This window comes from Paenibacillus lacisediminis, from assembly GCF_046567315.2.
Genome location: NZ_JBKIAX020000001.1, coordinates 624,164 through 640,893, shown reverse-complemented (window position 1 = coordinate 640,893; position 16,730 = coordinate 624,164). Strand labels below are relative to the sequence as shown.

The 16,730-nt window shown below is 51.5% G+C and carries 20 protein-coding genes; 2 read left to right on the top strand and 18 right to left on the bottom strand.

The features are described from left to right. Positions 1–20 precede the first annotated feature (20 nt). The 5 genes from ACLD72_RS02760 to ACLD72_RS02740 form a co-directional block, all read right to left on the bottom strand. Positions 21–524, bottom strand: a complete 504-nt coding sequence (locus ACLD72_RS02760; protein ID WP_410998043.1) for a GNAT family N-acetyltransferase — start codon at positions 522–524, stop codon at positions 21–23. Between the two features lie 149 nt (positions 525–673). Beyond that, on the bottom strand, positions 674–1,288 hold the full coding sequence (locus tag ACLD72_RS02755; protein WP_410998045.1) for a class I SAM-dependent methyltransferase: 615 nt from the start codon (positions 1,286–1,288) through the stop codon (positions 674–676). Positions 1,289–1,319: 31 nt separating this feature from the next. After that, on the bottom strand, positions 1,320–1,838 hold the full coding sequence (locus ACLD72_RS02750) for an HXXEE domain-containing protein (protein ID WP_410998047.1): 519 nt from the start codon (positions 1,836–1,838) through the stop codon (positions 1,320–1,322). Between the two features lie 130 nt (positions 1,839–1,968). Next, positions 1,969–3,450, bottom strand: a complete 1,482-nt coding sequence (locus ACLD72_RS02745) for an amino acid permease (protein WP_410998048.1) — start codon at positions 3,448–3,450, stop codon at positions 1,969–1,971. Positions 3,451–3,536: 86 nt separating this feature from the next. After that, positions 3,537–4,472 (bottom strand): LysR family transcriptional regulator, encoded by a 936-nt coding sequence (locus ACLD72_RS02740; RefSeq protein WP_410998050.1) that lies wholly within the window; start codon positions 4,470–4,472, stop codon positions 3,537–3,539. A 108-nt stretch (positions 4,473–4,580) separates the two neighbouring features. On the opposite strand from ACLD72_RS02740, the gene ACLD72_RS02735 reads away from it, so the two are divergent. Then, positions 4,581–5,876, top strand: coding sequence for an APC family permease (locus ACLD72_RS02735; RefSeq protein WP_410998052.1), 1,296 nt, complete (start codon positions 4,581–4,583; stop codon positions 5,874–5,876). Positions 5,877–5,948: 72 nt separating this feature from the next. On the opposite strand, the gene ACLD72_RS02730 is transcribed toward ACLD72_RS02735, so the two are convergent. The 13 genes from ACLD72_RS02730 to ACLD72_RS02670 all read right to left on the bottom strand — a co-directional run bounded on the left by ACLD72_RS02730 (position 5,949) and on the right by ACLD72_RS02670 (position 15,221). Beyond that, positions 5,949–6,371: an NUDIX hydrolase gene (locus ACLD72_RS02730; protein ID WP_410998054.1), complete on the bottom strand. Its 423-nt coding sequence runs from the start codon at positions 6,369–6,371 to the stop codon at positions 5,949–5,951. A 470-nt stretch (positions 6,372–6,841) separates the two neighbouring features. Then, on the bottom strand, positions 6,842–7,348 hold the full coding sequence (locus tag ACLD72_RS02725) for a GNAT family N-acetyltransferase (protein WP_410998056.1): 507 nt from the start codon (positions 7,346–7,348) through the stop codon (positions 6,842–6,844). A gap of 71 nt (positions 7,349–7,419) precedes the next feature. Further along, positions 7,420–7,896: a GNAT family N-acetyltransferase gene (locus ACLD72_RS02720; RefSeq protein ID WP_458475519.1), complete on the bottom strand. Its 477-nt coding sequence runs from the start codon at positions 7,894–7,896 to the stop codon at positions 7,420–7,422. Positions 7,897–7,977: 81 nt separating this feature from the next. Next, the gene (locus tag ACLD72_RS02715; protein WP_410998060.1) at positions 7,978–8,499 is read right to left on the bottom strand and encodes a GNAT family N-acetyltransferase; all 522 of its coding nucleotides are present in this window, start codon (positions 8,497–8,499) and stop codon (positions 7,978–7,980) included. 788 nt (positions 8,500–9,287) lie between these two features. Then, entirely contained in the window at positions 9,288–9,986 is a 699-nt protein-coding gene (locus ACLD72_RS02710; protein WP_410998061.1) for a YjjG family noncanonical pyrimidine nucleotidase, read from the bottom strand. Then, positions 9,983–10,903, bottom strand: a complete 921-nt coding sequence (locus ACLD72_RS02705; protein ID WP_410998063.1) for a GyrI-like domain-containing protein — start codon at positions 10,901–10,903, stop codon at positions 9,983–9,985. The genes ACLD72_RS02710 and ACLD72_RS02705 overlap by 4 nt, the downstream gene beginning before the upstream one ends. Further along, entirely contained in the window at positions 10,900–11,778 is an 879-nt protein-coding gene (locus tag ACLD72_RS02700; RefSeq protein WP_410998065.1) for a pentapeptide repeat-containing protein, read from the bottom strand. The genes ACLD72_RS02705 and ACLD72_RS02700 overlap by 4 nt, the downstream gene beginning before the upstream one ends. A gap of 29 nt (positions 11,779–11,807) precedes the next feature. Further along, positions 11,808–12,539, bottom strand: a complete 732-nt coding sequence (locus tag ACLD72_RS02695) for an SDR family NAD(P)-dependent oxidoreductase (RefSeq protein ID WP_410998067.1) — start codon at positions 12,537–12,539, stop codon at positions 11,808–11,810. A 40-nt stretch (positions 12,540–12,579) separates the two neighbouring features. Beyond that, a complete protein-coding gene (locus ACLD72_RS02690; RefSeq protein ID WP_410998069.1) occupies positions 12,580–13,095 on the bottom strand; it encodes a hypothetical protein in 516 nt (171 codons plus the stop codon). Between the two features lie 24 nt (positions 13,096–13,119). Next, complete coding sequence (locus ACLD72_RS02685; RefSeq protein WP_410998071.1) at positions 13,120–13,632, bottom strand: GNAT family N-acetyltransferase; 513 nt, start codon at positions 13,630–13,632, stop codon at positions 13,120–13,122. 13 nt (positions 13,633–13,645) lie between these two features. Next, positions 13,646–14,104 (bottom strand): GNAT family N-acetyltransferase, encoded by a 459-nt coding sequence (locus ACLD72_RS02680; RefSeq protein WP_410998073.1) that lies wholly within the window; start codon positions 14,102–14,104, stop codon positions 13,646–13,648. Beyond that, positions 14,101–14,532 (bottom strand): VanZ family protein, encoded by a 432-nt coding sequence (locus ACLD72_RS02675; RefSeq protein WP_410998352.1) that lies wholly within the window; start codon positions 14,530–14,532, stop codon positions 14,101–14,103. The genes ACLD72_RS02680 and ACLD72_RS02675 overlap by 4 nt, the downstream gene beginning before the upstream one ends. Before the next feature lie 128 nt (positions 14,533–14,660). After that, positions 14,661–15,221, bottom strand: coding sequence for a shikimate kinase (locus ACLD72_RS02670; RefSeq protein ID WP_410998075.1), 561 nt, complete (start codon positions 15,219–15,221; stop codon positions 14,661–14,663). Between the two features lie 188 nt (positions 15,222–15,409). Here ACLD72_RS02670 and ACLD72_RS02665 point away from each other — a divergent pair, with 188 nt between their 5' ends. After that, on the top strand, positions 15,410–16,657 hold the full coding sequence (locus ACLD72_RS02665) for an RICIN domain-containing protein (protein ID WP_251588980.1): 1,248 nt from the start codon (positions 15,410–15,412) through the stop codon (positions 16,655–16,657). Positions 16,658–16,730: the final 73 nt, after the last annotated feature.

Sequence of the window (16,730 nt, the reverse complement as noted above, 5' to 3'; positions counted from 1 at the left end):
GGCCGGCCCGCGCCGGCGGGTCAAATTTTCTTCACGTATTTGGCTAGCGTCATGCGGTAGCCAAATTCCACTTTTTCGCTTTCTTCGGTAAATGCAAACCCGTTTGATTTATAAAATAAAGTGCCGATTCCGTTTTCCCGTTCGCACCAAGCAAATATCTCCTTTAAGGAAGAATTGAGCCGGATCAATTCACCAAGCAACAATTTGCCGATCCCTTTCCTCTGATGCTCCTTCAAAATATACAATCGGGTCAGCTCGCTTTCCCCGTTCACGGGATCAGCTAGTTGCCCGAATCCGACAATTTCCCCAGCCAACTCAGCGACCAGAAACTTCCGTTCCGGGCTGGCTTCATCCTGGGTGATGCTGTGCTCCAGACTGCTTTTCGAATAGGCGTGATTCAGGAAAGTGGCGATAAAATGCTCCGGATAAATCGTTTCATAAGTGCTGTTCCACGTTTCGACCGCAACCTCGCGAATCCCGTCGATATCGTCAAACCTTGCCGGACGGATCTGCAATGCCTCCATCTGCTTCAATCCTTTCTCTGTAAATAACTTGACCCAGCCAACAGATAAGCCTATCTCCAGCCGGGTCGTTGCTCCTTACGCTTTAACCTATGTTTACAAAACTATGATACACCGCCGCCTACGGTAAGCGCTACCCCAATCCGATGAAATCAATTAGGCATTTTAACAATGTAATCCACGAAGCCCTGTCTGATTTTTTCACCTTCATAAATACGTTCTAGCACCCTGTCTTCTTTGTATACAACTTCCATATCATGAAGCAAACTGTCAGGTTCCTGCGGATCGTAATAGGAATGAATCACCGGCAAGTCACCGTCAAATTGCTCATATTCATGATTTCCCAGATGAGGACCTTGACCGCAGCGGAAATCATTGGTGGTGAGAAAGTTAACGAACATAAGGCCCCCGGGTATCAATACGCGCTTCATTTCATTCAAAGCTTGTTCAACATCCTTTTTTCGCATATGAAAAATCGTGTTGTAAGAATAAACGAACCCCATCGAATCATCCGCAAAATCCAACCGTCTTATATCCCCCTGGCGGATGTTCAACTCCTGCCCTCTTTGTTTGGCATATTCGCCGGCAATTTCGCATTGCTTCGGGTCAGCATCTATACCGTAAGTTGTGTATCCATAGGAACGGAACAAACTTAAAGGCGGCATATCGCCCCCTGCCCCGCAATCCAGTATTCGTCTTGGCATCTCCGTTTCCTGACAGTACATTAAAAATCGATATAAGGGAATTTGTTTAAAAATATCCTGCATTTTTTCAAAAATGCCTCCTTATGGACTTTTTTTATTTCACTATCCTTCTCCCTACCTCATGCCCAAGCAGAACATAGGGGGCCAGGATGAACCCGACGGGGACGCTTAACAAAATCTCGCCCCAGGTTACCCATTTTTCGGCGAGCAGCCGAGAAAAGAGGTGAGTGGTATAGGGCAGCACGACCAACACCGCGGTTACGACGCCTGGCGTGTATCTTTTCAAATAAAGGGACTGTCCGAGGTGCGTAAACACATGCAAAAAGAACAAGTTGTTAAACGCCAAAAACATAAAAAAGCGGCCCTTCTCCGCAGCCATGTACGTAAAGGGAATAAAGATGATGAATTCCATAAGTACCGCCACGGCAAATTGGCTGCTGGTCAACCGCGACATTTTTTCGAACGTCGGCCTAATGCCGGCTGGAAGCAAAGGGGCAACCTGGCGTGCATTTCTTTTCATCCACGGCTCCACCCAAATAATTTCTTCCAAATCATGAATGACAAAAGCGACGATAAACAACCATACCAATGTCTGAAGACTCATCGCCTCCATATGAGGACTCCTTTCCGGCGCAAAAAAGCTGCAAAGCATAGCACGACACTTACTATATCATTTGCAGCTAGATTGTTCTATGAGATTGTTGGATGCAAAGGAAACCGGCGATTAGCCGGCCGCCGCTTGGTTACTTCGGTTCGTCCGGACGTTTGTCGGCGGACTGCTCGGGGGGCGCGGCTTCTTCGGCGGCTTCCATTTGCGCCAGCGGCCTGCGAATTCGGCCTGTTCGCCCCGCGGTGTTGCCGGTGTATTTCCTCAACCTCAGCGCTCGCCGTCCCGCCAGTCTCGTTTTCAGATAATACGTTCCCGAAAGCAAAGCAACCAGGACGAGGCCGATGACGAGGCCCGTGCCCTGTCCCGGAATAAACGGCATGCTGACGATAATCGCGATCATGGCGATCAGCCCCGCCCAGGAAGTATAGGGATATCCGGGAAGCTGGCAGGCGGCCTCCGGAGAACAAGGGGTGTGCCGGCGCCACTTGTAGTGGGAAGCAAGGATTACGAAATAGGAAAACAGGAGGGCAAATCCCCCCAAGCTGAGCAGAAACAGATAGACCTGCTGCGGCAGCAGGTAGCCGAGACCTAAACCGGCCAGCATAGCCGCCCCCGAAAAAAGAATCCCCCGGTAAGGAACATCCGTCCTGTCTTTTAGCCAATTGGGAGCGTGCCCTTCCGCCGCCAGAGAACGAATCATCCGGCCGAGCCCGAACATCGCGGCCAGCATGGTGGACAAGATCGCGGTGATCATGACGATGTTCATCAGCGTGCTGGCCCAGCCCATTCCCCAGCGGGTTAACGCAAGCACAAGCGGGCTTTCGTCGGCGGTGATCCCCCCGGTCGGAAACAGCGGCAAAATCACCGTGATCGACGCGATGTAAAGCCCGATCAAGCTGACTAATGTCAGGTTAATGGCGCGCGGGATCGTTTTTCGCGGATTGCGCACCTCTGAGGCAGCCAGCCCAATCACTTCAAAACCGGCATAGGTAAGAACGACCGTGATCATACTCCCGGCAATTCCCGCGATCCCTCCGGGAAGCCACGGTTCGTAGCGCAGTTCGCCGGCTCCAACAGCGGGTACGCCGGGCATCAGGCCCGCTATGATCGCGAGGCCGATCACGATAAAACCGGCAATAGCGACCAGCTTGATCGCCGCCAGCCCGCTTTCCAGGTTGCTTAAATATTTGGCGCCCAACAAATTAAGGAGCGTAACGGCAACAATGATCGCCGTCCCGATAAACCCTGGGGAAAGCTTCGGAAACCACACCCGCAGAAACGTCGACGCCGCAATCGATTCGCTGGACATCGCAAAAATCAACCCGATCCAGTACACCCAGCCGGTGACGAACCCGGCCCCAGCTCCAAAACTTCTTTCGGCATAGGTCCGGAACGAGCCGGAGACCGGATCGGCTACCGTCATTTCCGATAAAGCATACAAAATAATATAAACCAATGCTCCGCCGATGATATAAGATATGAGAATCGAAGGCCCCGCCGCTTTGATTCCTACCCCGGAACCGAGGAAAAAGGAACCTCCGACCACCGTGCCAAGCGCCATCATCGTTAAATGAAAGGTCGATATGCCGGCCTTAACTTCACCCGTCTTTGCCATAATAACTCCCTCCAGCATCTGACTTAAGATCACTGGAAGTATTTGCGAATTGCCGCAAAAGTATGTTAGTGCCTGGCCTCGAAATGTTACGCGCCTCTTTTGGCCGTCTTAGCGTCCTTTTCCCCTTCGCTCCGCCACCGCTTTGCGTACGTCTGGATTAAATCCAAAAACTCCGCGAGCGCCGGGGATCTCCACTTTTTTTGATGATAGGCAAGCTGCGTGGCCACGCGCTGCGATTCGTCGTCCCAGCTCAGCTTAACCAACTTTCCCTCACGCAGCTCGCTGCGGACGGCAATCAGCGGCAGGAACGACAAACCCAAGCCCGAAATGACGCACTGCTTGATCGCTTCAATGCTCCAAAACTCGAGGTTTGGGTCGGGAAAAACGCCGTGGCTATTCAAATAATGCTCAAACAATGTCCGATAGGAGCAGCCGCTTTCGGTATGCAATATCGTTTGATCATTTAGGTCCGCAGGCTGGACCTCCTTCTTCGTTTGCAGCGGATGATCGGCTGGCGCCACCAGGGCCATCGGCTCCTGGACGAGCGTCTCGATATGCAGGTCCCGGTCCTCCACCTCCGGCTGCAGCAGAAAAGCGACATCAAGTTCCCCCGAGCGCACCCGTTCCCTTAACTCCAAGCATTGTCCCGGCTGCAAAACGATCTGCACCTCCGGATACCGGAGGCGGAAATCGCGAATAATCTCCGGCAAGCGAAAAGCGGCCAGCGATTCAGGGGCCCCAATTTTCAGCGAGCCGGTCACCTCCGCCTCCGCATGCAGGGCATCCTTGGCCATGGAGTGGATTTTGGCGATCTCCTGTGCATACGGCAGCAGCCGGCGCCCGGCATCGGTCAGAATGATTTTTTTGCCGATCCGGTCGAACAAAGGCAAGCCCAACTCGGACTCCAGCGCCTGGATTTGCGCCGTAATGCTGGATTGCGCGTAGTCCAGCTTTTGCGCGGCGCGGGTAAAGCTGCCGGCTTCCACCACGGTCAAAAACGTAAATAAATGGCGGGATTCCATCGCCCAAATCTCCTTCCATCGAAAAATCGAATAGATAATATTCAATAATTCTGTTTTTCCTATGGATCAATTATCTGATACGCTTATAAAAAACGCAAGGAAAGCAGGATGACATCAATGCACGAAAACTCAAACTCACCTAAACTCAAGCAGGGCATCGGCCTGCCGCAGGCCATCGCCCTTTATATCGGCTCCGTGCTGGGCTCGGGTGTGCTGATCGTTCCCGGACTGGCGGCCGAACTGGCCGGACCGGCCTCATTGCTCGCGTGGGGCTTTATGGTCTTGCTGATTTTGCCGATGGCTTTGTCCATGGGTTTGCTGTCCGCCAAATATCCGAATGCCGGAGGCGTCTCCCACTTCGTTACGCTTGCATACGGCAAGCGGGCCGGAACGCTGGTCGGCTGGTTTTTTCTGATGTCGGTGCCGATTGGAGCGCCCGTGGCGGCCCTGACGGGAGCCGGTTATCTGACCGCCGCGCTGGGCTGGGGCGAAGGAGCCAAAATCGCCATAGCCGCGGCCATGCTGGCCGCTGCGCTGTTCACCAACTGGATCGGCATGCAGCTTGCCGGCAAAATCCAAATCGCCGTCGTGATCGCGATCGCGGCCGTGTTGATTTTTTCCTTTGCGGCGGCAATGCCGCGGATGGAGAGCGCCCACTTTACTCCGTTTCTGCCGCACGGCTGGCTTAGCGTCGGTCAAGCGGCTTCTATGCTGTTCTGGTGCTTTATCGGCTGGGAGGCCGTGTCGCATATGTCCGAAGAGTTTAAGGATCCGCAAAAAGCGGCGATCAAAGGTGTGACCACCGCTGCGATCATTGTGGGGATTTTGTATTTCCTCTCCGCGTTGGCCACGGTCGGCACGCAAAGCTATTTAAAGGGCGGTTCGGATTCCTCGATGGTGTGGATCATCAGCCAGCCGCTTGGCGCTTGGGGCGGAATTGTCGCCGGGGTGACCGGGTTGTTCATTTGCATGGCCGGCATGATCGCATACACCGGTGCGGCCGCCCGCGTCGCTTATGCGATGGCGCGGGAAGGGAACGCGCCCAAATGGTGGCGCGGCCTTTCGCCCCGGTTTCATACGCCGGTTGGGGCGCTGTTCTTCCTCGCCTTCTGCTTTGCGGTGGTGATCCTGCTCTATGGCAGCGGCGCGCTTTCATTGGCTACGTTAATCCAGTTCCCGAATGCCACGTTCATTTTGACGTATATGGGCGGGTGCGCGGCCGGCATCAAGCTTCTCAAAGGCAGCCGTGCCGGCGTTATCATCAGCTGGATTTCCTTTATCGCCACGGCCGTTGTCTTTCCGTTCACCGGTTGGGCAATGCTGTATCCGCTGCTGATCGCGTTGCTGTTCCTGGCGATCGGGCAGCGCTTCGGCCGGCGCAAAGAAACTACATTGGAGCACTAGAAATTGAAAAAAGGCCTTCCGGTGATGGTCATCATCCCATCCCGGCAGGCCTCTTTTTCTCGTCAGGCTTGCTTAAATTTTTCCTTCATCAAAATAAGTAACCTCCACGCCTTTGGCGACAATGGAACTGATTCCTTCCGGATAATAAGGCATCAGTTCATCAGCCTGCTTCACGTCGACCCAGGCGATGTCCAATATTTCCTCCGGCCGGGTAATTTCCTGTCTGCCGCCCTTAATTTCAGCGCGGAAGGTCAGCAGCACGACATGCTCCATTTTTTCCGTTTGCACGAATTCATTGACGGCGACAACGCCAAACACGTCAACATCCAACCCGGTTTCTTCCTTTGCTTCCCGGACCGCCGCCGTCTGGAGCGTTTCGCCCGCTTCCACCGCGCCTCCCGGCAGCGTCCAGGCTTCATTTTCGTTTTTCACCATCAGCACCTGCGTCTTCGCCTCGTTTGTGATCAGCAGGTACACAACATCCGTTCGTTTCATAACAGGCCAACTTTCCTCGAATTTATGGCTCAACCTGGAAATCGGTGCTTGACCGCCGGCTGTTGGAATACGAACCGTAGGCCAGCGGAACGAAAACCATCGGCTACCGGAACGACCAACCGTCGGCCATCAAAATAGCGACACTTTATGGACTTATTATCCGGAGCCAGGCATGTTCATCCCCATTAGCGGCATTTTTTGTCATTATTTTCCTATAAATGGTCCAGAATATGGGCATTTTCTTGCAATTGGGGAAAATAGCGACATAAATTTCCTCTATCTCTCTTGGAATGGGAGGGATCATGGAATAACGCCCTTTTTTGTCCTTATTTTTTTCGTTGGAGTTTCTCAGGCAGCCTGGTCCCCGGCAAGACCTCATACTTGTACTAGGGGCAAACATTGTCAATCAGTACCACCCGCGCTCCACATCACGGACATTAAATCATGGGAGCCTCCTTACGGGGAATCAGCTAAAACATCTTGCCCATATAATACTCGTCGACGTATTTTCCGTCCATCCGAATGGAATTTTTCTTCGTCCCTTCGATTTCAAACCCCATTTTTTTATACAGCGCAATGGCAGCCTCATTCGGCACCATGACCGTAAGTTCGAACTTCGTGATGCCGGAACCGGATTGAGTTCGCCAAGCCTCGGCAGCTTGAAAAAGAGCCGTCCCGACGCCTTTCCCGGTGTAGTCCTTCAAAATGCCGATTACGATGTGGCCCAGGTGCTTTATCTTATTGGCCCCTCCACCGTTCACTGCCAGATAGCCGACCAACTCATCGTTATCTTCTGCCACGATGATCGTGGAATTGGGCGATCCGGTGATTGCACGAATCCGTTCTTGATGCGCCTTGTCGGATGTTTTGCGTTCGTCCGGCTCCAACAGCATAAATTTCGTTTCCTGATCCAACTTCAAACATAATTTCAAATGCCGCTCGGCATCCTCTTCCTTGATTTCCCGATATGTAATCAATTTGTTAATCCTCCATTTATGACTGTTCGCCTGCGGCTGGCGCCCGGATTTCCGCTCCCGCCAGTCGTCGTTCACCCGATCCGGTAATGATAAATATGCTGCAGTCCTTTGGGGCCCATTTTAGTTAAGCCGCGATCTTCAAAGCCCGCTTTAGCGTAGAGCCTCTGCGCGGCGTAGTTTTGATGGTTGACGGCCAGCACGATCTCATCCGCTTCAGGAAAATGCTCACGGACAAACGGAGGCAACTGCAGCATCGCCGCTTTGGCGTAGCCTTTTCCCTGGTGCCTGAAATCGATCGATAAGGCGCGCAGCAGCAGCGCCCGCGGATTCTCGACAAGGGGGACGAAATCGGAATTCCGATGCAGTACGAAAAATCCGGCCAGCGTTGTCCCGCCCGCCAAAATAACTACCGGATAGCGGTCAGGGTCGTTTACGGACATGTCCAGCGCCTCAGAGGGCAGGGCGGTAAATTCTGCCTGATTTTCGGGAAGCTCAAAGCGTTCTAGCGCCTCAAGGTATTTTTCATCGTATAAACTAAGACTGATCACTTGATTTGGTAGGTTCATATTCAACTCCGTTTGGCTCTACTTTGATTTAATCGGATGTAGTACGTTCCCAATAATTATACTCTATTTGAGGGAATTTGAACTCAACGTAAACGTCTGGGCCAGCATTTCGTGAACCCCGGGCACGCCCTCGATTTCCACACTTTCGGAGGTTTCCGCATAAATGATCGCATGCCGTTTGTAAAAACTCCGCCAAAACGCTACGGCCGCGGCATTGTTCTTAAGCTGTTCCACCCGCACCCGCCCCGACAACCGCCGTATGACTTCGGCCACCGCCGTTTGCGCGATCTGCCGGCCCCGGTATTTTTTCAGCAAAAACAACTCCTGTATCGTGTAATCGATCCCGTTAGGGACAAATGGTGGCGCACAGACGAGGACAAAACCAGCCACATTGCCGGAACAGTGTATAAAGTAGGGGAACAATTCTTTTCGCTCCAAATACAGATCATTGTTCGACGTATCGAATCTCCCATCCTCCGCCGGGTCCTCGCCCGTAAATTGGGATAAATCGTACAAATACAAGTTATACAAGTTCAGAAAAAGCTCTCTATGTTCGGGCAAAATTTCCGATATGCAAACATCCATAGGTCGGCCCTCCTCCATCCTCGATTTTAACGGCGATTACCTTCCCCGCTTTTCGTACAGGCAAATATCCAACGCCTCGATTCCCCGGCGAGCGAGATTGATGAACAAGACAAGGGCATAGATCCCTAAACAAACAACTACAATATACACCAGCAGCATCAATGCGGGTAGAATACCAAACACTCCAATACTATATAAGTTGAACTAAAGAAATGCCGAAGTTGGCAAGAGTGTGAAATGATTCTGAAGAAACGGCAGTGGTCGCCTTTGTGAACGGATTTCTACCGTTCTGAATTTAGTTCAATTAGAGAAATCCGCGAACAACAGCGATCGTAAGAACATTTCACACGGCTGCCCCGATCCGTACAATCAATAGTTCAACTTATATAGATCCAACTGAATTCATTCTCAGACCTCCTTTAGTCGAAACCTTTGCTGAATAACTATATTCTCGGTACTTTCTGAATATCCTGTCATGCGTGCTCCTCCCCGAAATCGCATGAAATGCAAAAGTGCAGTTGGATTTGACCAAAATTCCCCGCCCAGGTTGATGAAGTGTAAAAGTGCAGTTCATTTTCGAATAATCTACTAGTTTTTGCCATTTACCCTCCAAACAACTGCACTTTTGCATCTCATAGGTTAAAATAAGCGAATATTTCGAAAATAAGATGCACTTTTGCATTTGACTCTACCAAGAAGAGCTACTCTCTAAAAAAACAAACGGCCTGCCCCAGGAAAGCGGACAGACCAGCCATTTGGAATTCATTATTTGCGTTGCCCCAACTGCCTTACGCCCCCGCAACAAGCTCGCGAATTTGCTCCAGGCGCTGTATCTCATAGGTTGGCCGGACGCCGGAAGCATTCGGCTGCAGCAGCGGATTAAACCAGCAGGTATCGATCCCGTAATCCGCTCCGCCCCGGATATCCGAGCTTAACGAATCGCCGACCATCAACACTCGGGTTTTGTCCGTAAGCCTTAGTTTGTCGAACGCATAATCAAAAATGCCTCGCTGCGGCTTATGGAAGCCCATTTCCTCGGACACGATAATCGCTTCAAAGCAGCCGGCCAGCTCCGAGCCTTGAATCCGGCTCATTTGCACTTCTTTGATGCCGTTCGTGATGATCGCCAAGCGGAGGCCCGAATTGATCAAGTCCCGGCAGACCGGAGCGGCGCCTTCCACTAAAAAAGAAGCTTTCCCCAGAAACTGCGTATACAGTTTGCTAAACGGGCCAACCCCGGAGCCAATGGCAAGGTCCAGCTCGCGGAACAAACGTTCAAACCGCTCCGTTCTAAGCTTGTCCTGGCCGATTTTACCCTGCTCGTATTCGGTCCACAGCTGTTTATTAATCGTCTTATACGCCTGAGCCACTTCGTTGGTGCAGGTTACCCCTTCATGCTTTAACGCTTCGCTTAACGCAAATGCTTCCGCCTTCGAGAAATCAAGCAGCGTTTCATCCGCGTCAAACAAGATGTGCGTATACTTCAAAAGCTAGTCCTCCTCTTTACCGGAACGTACAATTCGACTTTTGCCTTGCCTTCGGGATCGTCCGCGGGATTGTTCATGCTGAACTCCAGGCAATGCCTGTCGTCCGGGTCGTATTCACTATTCGGCAGCCATCCGCCAAAGATACTTTGATACAAAATCGCGAATTTATCCAGCGTATCGTAAAAATAAAACATCGCATAAAGTCCCCCCGGCAGCGTCCTGAACTGCACTTCGGGCGGAGCGTCCTCCCGGTTTAGCGTATCCGGCACGGTTACGCAGGCATCGTAGCGGCAGGCGAATTCTTCCGTGACAGCCGGATCGTCCAGAGAAATCCCGATAAATGCTTGCTCCGGCGGAAACAGCCCGTTTTGGCCCGCCCACTCGCCCAGCTGCGCCCAAGCCTTGTACGTCTCCAGATAACTGCCTACATGCCTCACAAAAGCCACTTCAAAATCGGGCAATTCCTTCATCGTTACATTCATTTGCCAAACCCTCCTCAAAAAATTACGATTCTTATTCGAATCATACAGGGAGGCAGCGGGTTCGGCTTCCTGGTTATTGCGGAAAGATAAAGAAAAATTGCGGTCCTTTTGCCGCTCCCGGCGAACTTCGCTTGGTGTTTTGGCAAAATGCTTCCTGAATGCGGCGTTGAAATTCGAGGCCGATTCAAACCCGCACAACGCGGAAATTTCCAGCACCGTTTTATCGGTTTCCAGCAAATAAGCCAGCGCTTGGTTTAATCGCAGACGGTTCATATAAGCTATCGGCGTCAGCCCCGTTGCTGCGGCGAACACCCGCGAAAAGTGATATTTAGAGAAATGGGATACCTCAGCCAATTGCTCCAGGCTCAGCCTTTCGCCTAAATTTTGCAACATATACGCCTTTACACTTTCGATCCGGTCCAAGTAATCGCTCATGCGCCGCCCCCGTTCCAATGGTCCGGGCGGACGAATTGCGGCGGCAGCTTGGTGCGCCCGTCGCCCTTTGCTGCATTCAGCTGCATTTGGGTCAAAAAAAGGCAACTCGACAGGTTCGCGCCACGCAGATCGGCATCGCGCAAATCGGCCCCGATTAGATCGGCCGTGCTAAGGTCGGCATCCCTAAGATCGGCGGCGATCAGATAGGCTCCTCTGAGGTTTGCCCCCCGCAGATCCGCTCCTTTGAGTTTGGCGCCGATCAGGTCCGCGCCGCGCCCGTAGGTTTTGCGGCGGCCCGCCGTATTCTTGAGCCCGCGAAGTGCGGAGCTCCGTACCCGTTCGCTGGTCTCCAGCAACAGCTCGTTAACCTTCGCACGCTGCACCGCCGCATCCGCTTGTTGGAGCTCGGCCGGGCTCAAACGGGTGAGCCGTTCCGTTTCGTCATAAGCCAAACGAAGCCGCTCATGAAGCGAACCGGCCGGATCCAGCGCCAACGCTTCGTCCAAATACCAGAGCAGTTCGTGAAGCTGCCACATCACCGGGAACAGTTCATACATCAGCGCCGCGGACTCCGGGGCTTCCCGCCAACTGACTCCGCCGAAGGTTACCTGCGATATTTTCTGCCCCGCCCCGAAGCAATCGTAAACCGTGCAGCCCCGATAGCCCCGCCGCCGCAGGCTGTCATGGACGCCGCAGCGGAAATCGCCACGCAGATTGGAGCAAGGCTCTCCCGCCGCTTTATCGGCCGCGAAATCCACCGAAGCCGCATAAGGCAGCGCCACGCAGCACAGGCCAAAGCAATTCTCGCAGTCGGCTTGCAGATCAGCCCTGCTTCTGCCTTGCGGCCGTTCCTTATGAAGATGCTCTCCAGACATTTTTCCAATCTCCCCCACTATCTTCACGTTTATCTTAAATAGCAGCCGCTGTTAATATCAAACGTCGCTCCGGTATAATGCCGTGCTTTATCGGACAACAAAAAGATCACGGTATGGGCCACGTCCTCCGCCGTCAGCGGCTGATTTACCAATTGGTGGCTGACATACTCCCGTTTCCGCCATTCCGGAATACGCTCCATCATCGCCGTGTCCACCATGGTGGGAGCGACCGCATTGATGCGGACATAAGGCGCAAAATTCATAGCACAGCTTTTGGTAAGTCCCAAGATGGCCGCCTTCGAAAGTCCATAAACGGCGTCAGAGCTTCCTTCCAGGCCGGAGACGGAGGACATGTTGACGATAACCCCCTGCTTATGCTGCTCAAGCCTTCTTTTTCCAAAAAATTGCGAAAAATACACAGCGCCTTTGATATTGACATCAAGTACGCCGTCGACCTCCTCTTGCTTATAGTCCAGTATGCTTTTTCCAAGATAAATTCCTGCGTTATTCACTAAACCGTCAGCGTCGCCATGCTCTCTATCCAAAGCCGCAAACAGCGCGGCCACTTCGTCATAATGGCGTACATTCACCTTATACGTAAACAAGTTCGGGGAATCGGCAGTCCGCGCCAACTCGCCCAGCCGCTCCTCATTTAAATCGCACGCAATGACGGAAGCCCCTTCCTGTAAACATTGCAGAGCGATTTCTTTTCCGATGCCGGAAGCTGCGCCGGTAACGATAATTTTCCGTGTCGATAACATGGTCGTTCTCCTTAGTTCCACATTTCCCGGCCTTGCCGGTTCATGCTTTAGCGTCGATTTTTTTCCGTAAATAGGCTTCGTTCACACCCTGCTGGGTAAAAGAAAACTTTCGGGCGGTCGCAGCTTGAACCCGGTCCAGAACTTGCCCGAGATGATAACCGGTATGTTCGGCCAGATGATACAGCTGGTGAACCTGCTCTTGATCGAGAGCCTGTTCGCGGCTTAAGTATTTCATCATCAGCAGCTTCCAAGCATCCAGTTGGGCTTCGAATAAAGCAAGCAACTCTTCGTCCGTCTGCCCATTGGCCGGAAAATAGTTCTCGAAACCGGGCTTTAATTGCCGCTCTAAATTTTGCAGCCTTAAGCAGCTTCTGGCGATGTGCTCGCACACATGCAGAACGATCCCCCCCAGCGTATTTCCCGCCGGGTAAGGTTCGTGCCATAAAGTTTCCCGGTCAACCCCGTGCAAAGCGATTTTTAACTTTGGCCAATACATATCGCACATCCGGTGATACGTAATTTTCAAAAACAGTTCCTCGAATTCCCCATGCTCCACACCGCTCATCTCCTGCGGATTTTTTTAGGACCGCCCGAAATATTCCCGATCCAGCATACCCATAACAAACAAAGAGTCGTATCGATCATTAACCTTTACGCATTCCCTCAGCTTCCCTTCAATTTGAAAACCGGCCGATTCGTAAACATGCTGCGCCCGTAAATTGAAATCTTTCACGTCAAGCCACAGCCGATGGGCCCTAAGGCCGGTAAAAACCAACTTTTTAACCAATTCCAGCGCTTCTTTTCCGTATCCTTTGCCTTTATCGACGATTACGATCCTTCTCAGTTCAATGTTTTGATTGCTGCTTTCGATACCAAACAGCATCGCAAATCCAACCGGGCGGTGGCTTACATCCTCGATGATGATGTGCAGGCAATCCTTTTGATCCAATGCCTGTAGATGACGCTCTTTCGTCCAAAGGGTGATGAATTGCCGGTTCTGCTCATCTTGCTCGGCCGCAAGAACAAATTCAATATCCTCGGGTGCCGTTAGCCGCAAATGAAGCTTGTCCGAGACGGGAAAATCGATCTTCATTTTATACCTCCGGCTACAAAGTTAAGAAGTAGTGATAAAATTCCGTATCCTTGATATATCCGCTTTTTTCGTAGAGCCGTTGGGCCCGCTCATTGGCGATGGCCGTGGACAGCTCCAGTCCTTTGGCGTTCGTCTGCAGCGCATAAGTTCTAGCCGCTTCCAGCAGCAGCTTCCCCGCCCCCTGTTTGCGGTACTCCTCCCGAACGTAAAGATCGTTGAGAACCCACAAACGATTCATCGATATCGAAGAAAAGGACGGATACAGCTGCGTGAACCCGACCGGCGTTTGATTGACCTGATCGACGGCTAGAAATACGACGGATTCGTTCCGGGACAGCCGTTCCGACAAAAATCTCGTGGCTCCCTCCATATCGGAAGTTTGCTCATAAAAGATACGATATTCATTAAACAAAACGGCTAGTCCCTCCAAATCCTCCTGACCGGCTTGTTTGATTGAAATAGAGGTGCTCATAAGATATTCTCCTTTTTTATCATCCATTCGCAGATTTTATATACTCCTAATCCCAGCCCAAAACCTAAAGTATTTAAGATAAAGTCGTCTACGTCGAAGCTCCCTCTTTTTAATAGAAGCTGGAGCGACTCCAACACAAAAACACCGGTTATAAAAACGGCCGATGACCTTCTCAGGTTGCCTCGAAAAACGAATGGCAGCAGGATGCCAAACGGTACGAAGACGCCGATATTTCCAACCAAATTGACCAGCCAGATTCCGGACATAAAATCATACGAGCGAAGATAAAGGCGGATCGTGGAGAGCGGCTTGAGATTATACATGTACGTACTATGGGACACTCTGCCGAATCCAAAAAGCATCCAGTAGATTAATAGCAGCGAATAACCGATAAGCAAAATCAATGCCTTGCTGCGCGCGGATCTCATCAATGCCACGATAATCTCCCTTCAGGTTTCCTTTGCAAGCTCCTTCATCTCCGTGCCGAGCTTGATCCCGTCCGGCGCAAAAACATCAAAATATTCGCTTTCGTTCATGTGGTTTCTCCTTTGTTCCATTATAACCGAAACTTTTCCCGAATGGCCTTTGCGGTTTCTTCCGGACTTAGGAATGTATTGTTGATTTTCATAAAGTTTTCTTTCTGAATCTCGCCCTCGTAAGAGTTCAGTCTGTATTTTTCCATGGTTTTCAACAAATCTTGCTCGGAACGTTCAATGTTTCTTTTCGTAGGTTTATGCTGCAGCCGGTGTGGATCCTTGTTTCGTTCCAGCTTTGCGGCCAAATCCGCTTCAAGCTCGACCCAATACACCTCCGCGCCTCTGGATTCGAATAAGCCGCTGATTTGGTGGACATAATCCCAATCCTCCTGCAAATTGAACGCCCACACATAAGTGAAAATCAACCCCGGAAGATCGCTTTTCGACACTTCTTCAAATATTTCCCGGCGGAACAAGCTGACCAATCTTTTCCCGGCCGGCATGCCGTAGTCAAAGAATTGGGAAACCAATTCTATGGTCATGTGGTTATGGAACAATTTTAGTCCCGTGATTTTCGCCAGCTCCTGTCCAACGGTCATCTTGCCCACTGCCTGCGGCCCGAACAAAACGATGAATTTCATAGCTCCTCCTCCTACCTTATTCCCATGATTATACATCCATGTTCTGAATCCTATAAACCTATTTTGGAAATTATGAAAATTCTAGTTGTAAAAATAACATTTCTCACCTTATAATGGAAATGTAATTTTATGATAGCGCTGTCATTTGGTGATGTTTTTTGAACAAACTTTAAAAAGGAGTGAAATTGATGTTGAAGCTTGGCAAACCTCTCTACCTGTTTCTGCTGTTTACTCTCATCCTGTCTTTTTTCCCTGCCGCAAATCCCAGCGCTTCCGCCGCAACCGATTGGAAACTCGTTTGGAGCGACGAATTTAACGGCTCCTCGCTGAATACGGCCAACTGGACCGCCGAAATCGGCACCGGCAGCGGAGGCTGGGGGAACAACGAGCTACAGTATTACACCAATCGGCCGCAGAACCTGCAGGTGACAGGCGGCAATCTGGTTATCACGGCGCAGAAGGAATCTTACGGCGGCATGAATTACACTTCGGCCCGCATCAAAACCCAGGGGCTAAAAAACTTTACTTACGGAAAAGTGGAAGCCAGAATCAAGCTTCCCTCCGGACAAGGGCTGTGGCCGGCATTTTGGATGCTCGGCTCAAATATTTCCTCGGTCGGCTGGCCTTATTGCGGGGAAATCGATATTATGGAACGGGTTAACCACAATCCGTTCGTGAACGGCACCGTACATTGGGATGCGGGCGGGCACGCGGATTATGGACGGACATCCGGGAACCTGGACTTTTCCCAATATCATACGTACAGCATCGAGTGGGACTCCAAATACATTCGCTGGTTCGTGGACGGCAATCAATTCAATGAATTTTATATCGAAAACGGGACCGGGAACACCGAGGAATTCCAAAAGCAGTTTTTCATCCTGCTGAATCTTGCGGTCGGCGGCAATTGGCCCGGAAGTCCGGACGGTTCGACGCCTTTCCCGTCGCAAATGCTGGTTGACTATGTTCGGGTATATCAAGCCTCGGGTAATTCAACCAACATTGAAAGCGGCGCCGTTTATACTTTAACCTCTAAAGCCAGCGGCAAAGTGCTGGATGTGACGGAGGTTTCCATGTCGGATGGGGCCAAAATGCAGCAGTGGACCAATTACACCGCAACCAACCAGCGCTTCAAGGTAGAGCATATGGGCAACGGCTATTATAAGCTGACGGCGATGCATAGCGGCAAGGTACTGGATGTGCCGAGTTCAAGTAAGGCGAGCGGCGTGCAGCTGCAGCAGTGGAACGATAACGGAACCGATGCCCAGCGGTGGAAGATCGTCGATGTAGGCGGAGGTTACTATAAGCTGGTCTCCAAAGTCAGCGGCCTGGTCATGGACGTGTCCAGCTCCTCAACGGCGGACGGGGCGGCGGTTCAGCAGTACACCGACAACGGTACGGATGCGCAGAAATGGTTGTTTACGAAAGTGAATTAAACGGCGCATAACCGAACGAAAAAACGGGAAACCCGGAAGCGTTAAGCGGAGGGTTTCCTGTTTTTTCATGCGT